We start from the raw sequence: 7228 nt of genomic DNA, 5'->3' as shown, positions 1-7228 counted from the left end.
GCCATTATGGAAAGAGAATATAGAGAATAAAAAGAAAAATAAGTAATAAATAAAAAAGGTGGTACAAGAATTTGTGCCACCTTTTTATTTATTAAAATGAATATATAATTATTAAATAATACTATTAAAAATATAAATTTATATCAATATTGTATAAATTGACAGATTTATTTCATGAGTATAAAATTATAATAAAAATTTGATGTTGTTTCAGAAACTATAAATAAGACTGCATTTAAAATAACAAGAATGGGTCAATTAGTAGCAAAAGAAGCGTCAAAAAGATTAGATGTTCCATTTGGAATAGTTGATTTATCATTAGCTTCAACTCCAACTGTTGGTGACTCAGTTGCACATATTTTAGAAGAAATGGGACTAGAAGTTATAGGAACACACGGAACTACAGCAGCACTTGCACTTTTAAATGATGCGGTAAAAAAAAGGTGGAGTAATGGCATGTAGTCATGTTGGAGGATTAAGTGGAGCATTTATACCAGTTTCATAAGATGCTGGTATGATAGATGCAGTATTAAATGGTTCATTAAATTTAGAAAAGCTTGAAGCTATGACAGCGATATGTTCTGTTGGATTAGATATGATAGTAGTTCCAGGAGATACAAGTGATGAAACATTGTCTGCAATGATTGCAGATGAGTCGGCAATTGGGATGATAAATAATAAAACAACAGCAGTTAGGGTTATACCTGCACCAGGATGTAAAGTTGGTGATATGGTTGAATTTGGAGGACTTTTAGGTAGAGCACTTGTTATGCCGGTTAATAAATATTCATCTTCATTATTTATTAAAAGAGGAGGAAGAATTCCAGCACCAATACATTCATTTAAAAATTAAGGGAGATGTTTATGTTAATAAGAAAATCAGCTTATGAAGATGTGAAAGTTATAATGAAAATTATAAAGTCAGCACAGAAAAGTTTAAAAATGCAAAATGTAGATCAATGGCAAAATGGGTATCCAAATGAAAAATCTATAGAAAGTGATATTTCAAATGATATAAGCTATGTTGTAATAAAAAATAATCAAATTGCAGCAACACTTGCTATTTCATTCGATGGTGAAAAAACTTATGATGAAATTCATGATGGTAAATGGATTAGTAATGGAGAATTTTGTGTTATACATAGGATTGCTATAGATGAAAATTATAAGGGAAGTGGATTAGCTTCTGATATTATAAAATATGTAGAAAGTACTTCTTTAAATAGAGGAGTAAATAGTATAAAAATAGATACTCATGAGGACAATATAGCTATGCAAAAATTACTTAAGAAAAATGGCTTTAAATATTGTGGTATCATTTATTTAGAAGATAATAGTAAAAGAATAGCTTTTGAAAAATTATTTTAAATATAAAGAAATCAGTAAAACATATAAGGTTGTTTTACTGATTTTTTATAGTATCATAAGATAGCTGTTTATATTTAAGTGGAGGTATACCAACATGTTTTTTGAATATTTTGCTAAAATAATAATAGTCTTTATATCCAACTTTTTCAGCTATTTCGGAAATTTTTATTTCATTATTTTTGATTAATGACTTAGCTTTATCTATACGTCTTTTTGTTATATATTCAATTAAGCTTTCTCCAGTAATTTTTTTAAATGTAGAGCTTAGGTGAGATGAATTTATAAAAAATTTATTAGATAAATATTCTAAGTTTAGGTTTTCAGATGTATAATTTTTATCTATATAATTTTTAACTTTTGTTATAATTTTAGTAGAGTCATTAAGTTTAGTTGGCTTATTTATTGATATTATTTTATTGTAATAACTAATACAATATACTTTTATATCTTCTAGACTTTTGCTAGAATATAATAAATTATTTATTATGTAGTCCATATCTATTAATGATAAACTACTTTCATCTTTTAAAATTACAATATCTAAGGCTGTAAGGAAATATGATACTAATGTTTTTAAAGCATTTATATCTTTAAATTTTTCTATTTCATACATATAATATATAAGCTTAGATATAAGTTTATCTTTTGAATTTGTTCTAGCTAATAATTCAAAATCTAACTTTAAATTATTAGGAAGAGATAATGATTTATATTTTATTTCTTCAAATAAAAATATGCAATTTTTATTAAAAAATATTTTGGATGGAAATACTGTTAAACACTCAAATACTTTATCTTTTATTTTATTAGTTGATGTACTAAAATAGCAGTAATCTACTAATTTTGTATTTATAAGGGATAAAAATAAATTTTTAATATTTTCAGAATAAGTGCAATCTAAAATTAATATTTTATTATATTTTGAAAGACCATATATTACATCATAACTTTTAAAATTATTATCTAAAAATTTATACAAGTCTATTATATAAGATGTTTTACTTAATTCTACTGAAACAACTACGTTTAAATTATCTTTAATAGTTAATGGAGAGTAATTTAAATTCAAGTCTTCACATAAAGAATCAATAATAAATTGATATTTCTTTTTTTCATTTATTTCATTTAAAGCTATTAAGTTTTTTTGTTCAGAATATATAATTGAAAAGCATTTTTCAATTGAATTATAAAGTTCATCTTTTTTTATTGGTTTTAATAAATATTCAATAATGTTGTATTGAATAGCTTGTCTTGCATATTCAAATTTTTCAAAGCCAGTTAAAAATATAATTTTAGTTTCATAGTATTCTTCTCTTAAAATTTTTACAAATTCAATTCCATTAATTAATGGCATTTGAATATCTACTATTGCAATATCTACATTATTGCTTTTAATTATTTCTAAAGCATCTAACCCGTTTGATGCTTCATAAATATTATCAAATTTAAATATACTATCCTTTAAGTATTTATTTATTTTAGCTCGTATTAAATATTCATCATCAACTAAAAGTATATTTATCATAAAAAGGTCTCCTTTCTATTTTTTATAAATTGCAGGAATAGTTATAATTATAGTAGTTCCTATGTTCTTTTTACTTATAATATTAAAGGTACAATTTTTATCATAAAATAAATTTAATCTTTCTATAGTATTTTTAACAGCAAATCCACCTTTTGAAGAGGAGGCTATTTTACCTTCAATAACTCTTTTTAACTCACTTTCTGTCATTCCAATTCCGGTATCTTTTATAATTATTTTAATATTATTCTTAAATTTTTCTATATCAATATTTATAAGCCCTTTTATTTTACTATTTTTAATTCCGTGATATATAGAGTTTTCAACTAGGGGCTGTAAAAGTAATTTAAGACAAGTAAAATTTTCAATAGATTTATCATAGTTTATTTTGTAATCAAAAATATCATAATATCTGTACTTCATAATTTTTAAGTAATTTTCAGTTAAAGATATTTCTTCTTTAATTGTAATGAATGTATTGCCTTTATTTAATATACTTCTATAAAATGTTGAAAGATTTTCTAGCATATTAACAGCTTCATCATTCTTTTCTAGCTCTATAAGAGCAGATATATTTTCAAGTGAATTATATAAAAAGTGGGGTTTTATTTGAAGTTGTATTAATTCAAATTCAAATTCCTTTTTCTTATTTTGTTCGTATTTGATTTTATCTAAAAGATTTTTAATATATACAATTAGATGATTAAATTTTTTAGATAAAATCCCAATTTCGTCTGATGATGTAATTTTTATTTCAGTAGACCAATTACCTTTCTCTACTTCAGCAATAGCATAATATAAGTTATGAATAGGTTTTATTATTGATTTTGAAATTAATTTTGATAGTATATAAGAACATAGAAGTCCTATAAATATTAAAATTATTAATGAAATTATAAGAGATTCTTTTTCATGGATTATATCTTCTAAATATATATCAGCAACTATATTCCAATTAAGTTTATTATTATATAACATAAGAGTTAATTTATCTTTCGATTTATCTTCAATAATTAAAAATGGATTATCCTTATTAGCAAATTTAATGTTAGGTATTTTTTTATATATATTATTTGTAATGTCTTCACTATTAGAAGAGGAAGTTATAAATCCATCATCATTTATTAAAAAGAAATTTATATAATTACTTTTGCCTTTATTGTTTGTATAATTTTCTGAAAGAAAGGTTTCTTTAATGAAAAGCTCTAAATATCCAATTAGTTTTCCTGTATTCATATCAAAAATTTGTCTTGATATATATAGATTTGGCTTTCCTTGTATATCTAATATTCCACCATACCATTTATTAAAATCAATAGTTATATGATTTGAATGTATTAGACTTATGAATTTGCTATTTGATTGCATTTTAAATCCGTTTGTAGAATGAAGGATAGCACCAGAAATAACAGAATCTTTATACATAATTTTATCTATTTCTCTTTGTAATTTTAAGATTTCTTCTTTAGTAGGATATATATTATTTAATGAGCATTTTTTCAGTATAGTTTGTACATCATTATCAACCATAAGATTTGTGGAGTTAGATTCTGCAAAATTTAAAGTTATTTCTGTTTGATTTGAAATTAATTCTAAAGTAGTTTTTTCTCTAGAAATTGAAGTGTTTTTTAGTGTCCTGTATGTAAAAAAATAAGAAGTAAAAATAATTAAAAATATAATTGAAATAGAAACAAAGAAAGAAAAGTAAAATACTTTATCTTTAATAGATTTAAACTTAATATTATTTAATTTATTTATAATCTTTTCTTTAATTTTATACTGATTCATAAAACCTCCTTAAAATTTTACAAAATATGTAAACTCTAAAAATAATACAACTAAATAAAAAATAATACATTTAAACCTATTATTGTAAATGTTATCATAAAATTAACCAAAATAAAAGTGTGGGGGGATATTTTATGAGGAAAAAGATTATTGCTTGCATATTAGCTGCAATGACTATGACATCATTAGTTGCATGCGGAAGTAAACAGACTACTGCAGAAGGTGGAGGAGATACAGTAACTATAAAAATGTTATCAAGGTATAGTAGTGATCAAGGTCCTGATGACATAATGATTAACAGCAGAATTGAAAAATTTATGGAAGAAAATCCCAATATAAAGGTTGAGCATGAAGCTATAGGTGATGAAGCAACTTATAATAATATGTTTAAAACATCTATTGCAACAGGAGATGCACCGGACTTATTTGTAAATTATGGTGGAACACAATTTCAAGAATATGTTGAAAATGGATTATTTTTAGATTTAAGTACTGTTGCAAGTGAGGATAAGAAATGGGCTGATAAATATATACCAACAATGTTAGAAGCATGGAAATTTGAAGGTGTTGATGGATTTTATGGTGTTCCAGTTTCATGTTTCGCAACAGGAATTTATTATAATAAAGAATTATTTGAAAAGAATGGTTTAAAACCACCTAAAACAATTGAGGAATTTGAAAAGGTTTGTGATTCATTTTTATCAAAGGGCATAACACCATTTGTTTTAGGTGATAAAGACAATTTCAGAGGTGCACATCTTTTAGCAAACTTAGCATTAAAGAGAGCAGATTTTAAATATACAAAAGATGTTATTGATGGAAAAGTTAAATGGAATGATCCTGTTATGAAAGAAATGTTTGAATTAATGCAAAAGTGGCAAAAGAAAGGTTATTTAGGAGAAAATGTAACAACTATGGATTCAAGTGCAGAACAATCATTATTTTTAAATGGTGACACACCAATGCATTTAAATGGATCATGGTTTATGAATCAAATAAATGATTCAGATATTCCAGATAAAATAGGTTTTATTCCTTTCCCATATTTTGAGAAGCACCCAGAATATAAAAATAATTGGCATTCAGGTACTTCAGAAGGTATAAGCTTAGCAGCAAATAATGGAGAAGAAAAATTAGAAGCATCAATAAAATTATTAAAATATTTAACTGATGAACAAGCATATAATGAATCTCAAAAATTATCTAAGGGTGGAATATTCCCAGTAACAACAATGGAAAAAATTGATGATATTACACCAATTGCTAAATCCTTTAATGAAGTTTTTGTAGATGTTAAAGATACAAAACTTGAGCCAGGAGATTATGCAAAAAATCCACAATTAAGAGAAGAAATAAGAGATGCAATTCAAGGTATGTTTGCTGGTACAAGTGTTGATGACACTTTAAGTAGAATACAAAAAGTAACTGATATGAAAAAATAATTTATATTAATTAGGCAAAAATATTATGGGTCGTATATATTGCGACCCGTTTTACCTAATAAAGAATATTAATAAGTTTAGGAGGTAAAGGATGGGAAGGTTAGAAAATAACACAATGACAAAAGAAAATGCTAAAGAAAAATTTAATTTACAACCTAAAGAAGGTAATTATAAAATTGTTGAACATAAAAAAAATAATAAAATGAAGAAATCAAAATTTAAAAAGAGTTTAAAGGATAATTCTGCATGTATATTATTTATACTTCCTGCAATTTGTCTATATACTTTCTTTTATATATCACCTGTTATTAAGTCATTATATTTATCATTTGTAAAGTGGAACGGTATTCCAGCAGTTCCTAAAAAGTTCGTTGGGTTAGATAACTTTTTTAATATATTCCAAGATCCAGCTTTTTATAATGCTTTAAAAAATGTAGGTATTTTTATAGCTGTTAGTTTTCTTGTAATAATGCCTTTTGCGTATCTGTTAGCTCTTTTAGTTAGTAGCAGATATATTAAAGGAAAAAGATTTTTCAAAACAGTATATTTTTTACCTTCAATTTTACCAACAGCAGCAACAGGTTTAATGTGGACATTAATACTTTATAAATCAGGAGGAGCTTTAAATACATTATTAATAAATTTAGGAATGAATAATGCAGCACAAGATTGGCTTGGAAATCCTAAATTTGCTATTTTTACAGTTGCATTAGTAAATGCTTGGGTATTTATTGGATATAACATGTTAATATTTGTAGCTGGACTTACTAATATACCAGATGAGTTAATTGAGGCTGCAAAAATTGATGGGGCTAATGGATTTAAAGAACAAATACACATAGTGTTACCTCTTATGAAGGAAAGTTTCAAAATATTCTCTGTATTAGCCATAGTAGGGTCATTTAAGGTGTTTGATATTATTTATATTATGACTGGAGGAGGCCCAGGAGGTGCTACAGATGTACCAGTAACTTTATTATATGATCAAGCATTTAAATACAATAATTTTGGATATGGTAGTTCAATAGGTATGTTAATATTAGTGGCTGCAATTATATGTACATTAATATTAAATGGAGTATTTAAGTCAAAAGATGATTAGAATAGG

The 7228-nt window shown here is 24.8% G+C and carries 5 protein-coding genes and 1 pseudogene; 4 read left to right on the top strand and 2 right to left on the bottom strand.

Features of this window, described 5'->3' with window-relative positions; all coding sequences use genetic code 11:
* Positions 1 to 198 precede the first annotated feature (198 nt).
* Positions 199 to 853 (top strand): annotated as a pseudogene (locus Q4E08_RS06755) (DUF711 family protein); the annotation flags it as partial.
* Positions 854 to 864: 11 nt separating this feature from the next.
* On the top strand, positions 865 to 1368 hold the full coding sequence (locus Q4E08_RS06750) for an N-acetyltransferase (protein WP_303129546.1): 504 nt from the start codon (positions 865 to 867) through the stop codon (positions 1366 to 1368).
* A 34-nt stretch (positions 1369 to 1402) separates the two neighbouring features.
* Here the strand turns inward: Q4E08_RS06750 and Q4E08_RS06745 are convergent, their stop codons facing one another.
* Entirely contained in the window at positions 1403 to 2893 is a 1491-nt protein-coding gene (locus Q4E08_RS06745) for a response regulator (RefSeq protein WP_303129545.1), read from the bottom strand.
* A gap of 15 nt (positions 2894 to 2908) precedes the next feature.
* Positions 2909 to 4678, bottom strand: coding sequence for a sensor histidine kinase (locus Q4E08_RS06740; RefSeq protein ID WP_303129544.1), 1770 nt, complete (start codon positions 4676 to 4678; stop codon positions 2909 to 2911).
* A gap of 134 nt (positions 4679 to 4812) precedes the next feature.
* Here Q4E08_RS06740 and Q4E08_RS06735 point away from each other — a divergent pair, with 134 nt between their 5' ends.
* Complete coding sequence (locus Q4E08_RS06735; RefSeq protein WP_303129543.1) at positions 4813 to 6120, top strand: ABC transporter substrate-binding protein; 1308 nt, start codon at positions 4813 to 4815, stop codon at positions 6118 to 6120.
* 91 nt (positions 6121 to 6211) lie between these two features.
* The gene (locus Q4E08_RS06730; protein WP_303129542.1) at positions 6212 to 7222 is read left to right on the top strand and encodes a carbohydrate ABC transporter permease; all 1011 of its coding nucleotides are present in this window, start codon (positions 6212 to 6214) and stop codon (positions 7220 to 7222) included.
* Positions 7223 to 7228: the final 6 nt, after the last annotated feature.

The sequence above is a fragment of the Clostridium sp. genome, assembly GCF_030532265.1.
GTDB lineage: Bacteria > Bacillota > Clostridia > Clostridiales > Clostridiaceae > Clostridium.
Note: the sequence above shows the minus strand (reverse complement) of the source record. Positions and strands in the feature narration are given on the sequence as shown.

Excerpts from the sequence above, each read along its gene's own strand:
- Q4E08_RS06750 (WP_303129546.1), top strand. The coding sequence starts at position 865 with ATGTTAATAAGAAAATCAGCTTATGAAGATGTGAAAGTTATAATGAAA.
- Q4E08_RS06745 (WP_303129545.1), bottom strand. The coding sequence starts at position 2,893 with ATGATAAATATACTTTTAGTTGATGATGAATATTTAATACGAGCTAAA.
- Q4E08_RS06740 (WP_303129544.1), bottom strand. The coding sequence starts at position 4,678 with ATGAATCAGTATAAAATTAAAGAAAAGATTATAAATAAATTAAATAAT.
- Q4E08_RS06735 (WP_303129543.1), top strand. The coding sequence starts at position 4,813 with ATGAGGAAAAAGATTATTGCTTGCATATTAGCTGCAATGACTATGACA.
- Q4E08_RS06730 (WP_303129542.1), top strand. The coding sequence starts at position 6,212 with ATGGGAAGGTTAGAAAATAACACAATGACAAAAGAAAATGCTAAAGAA.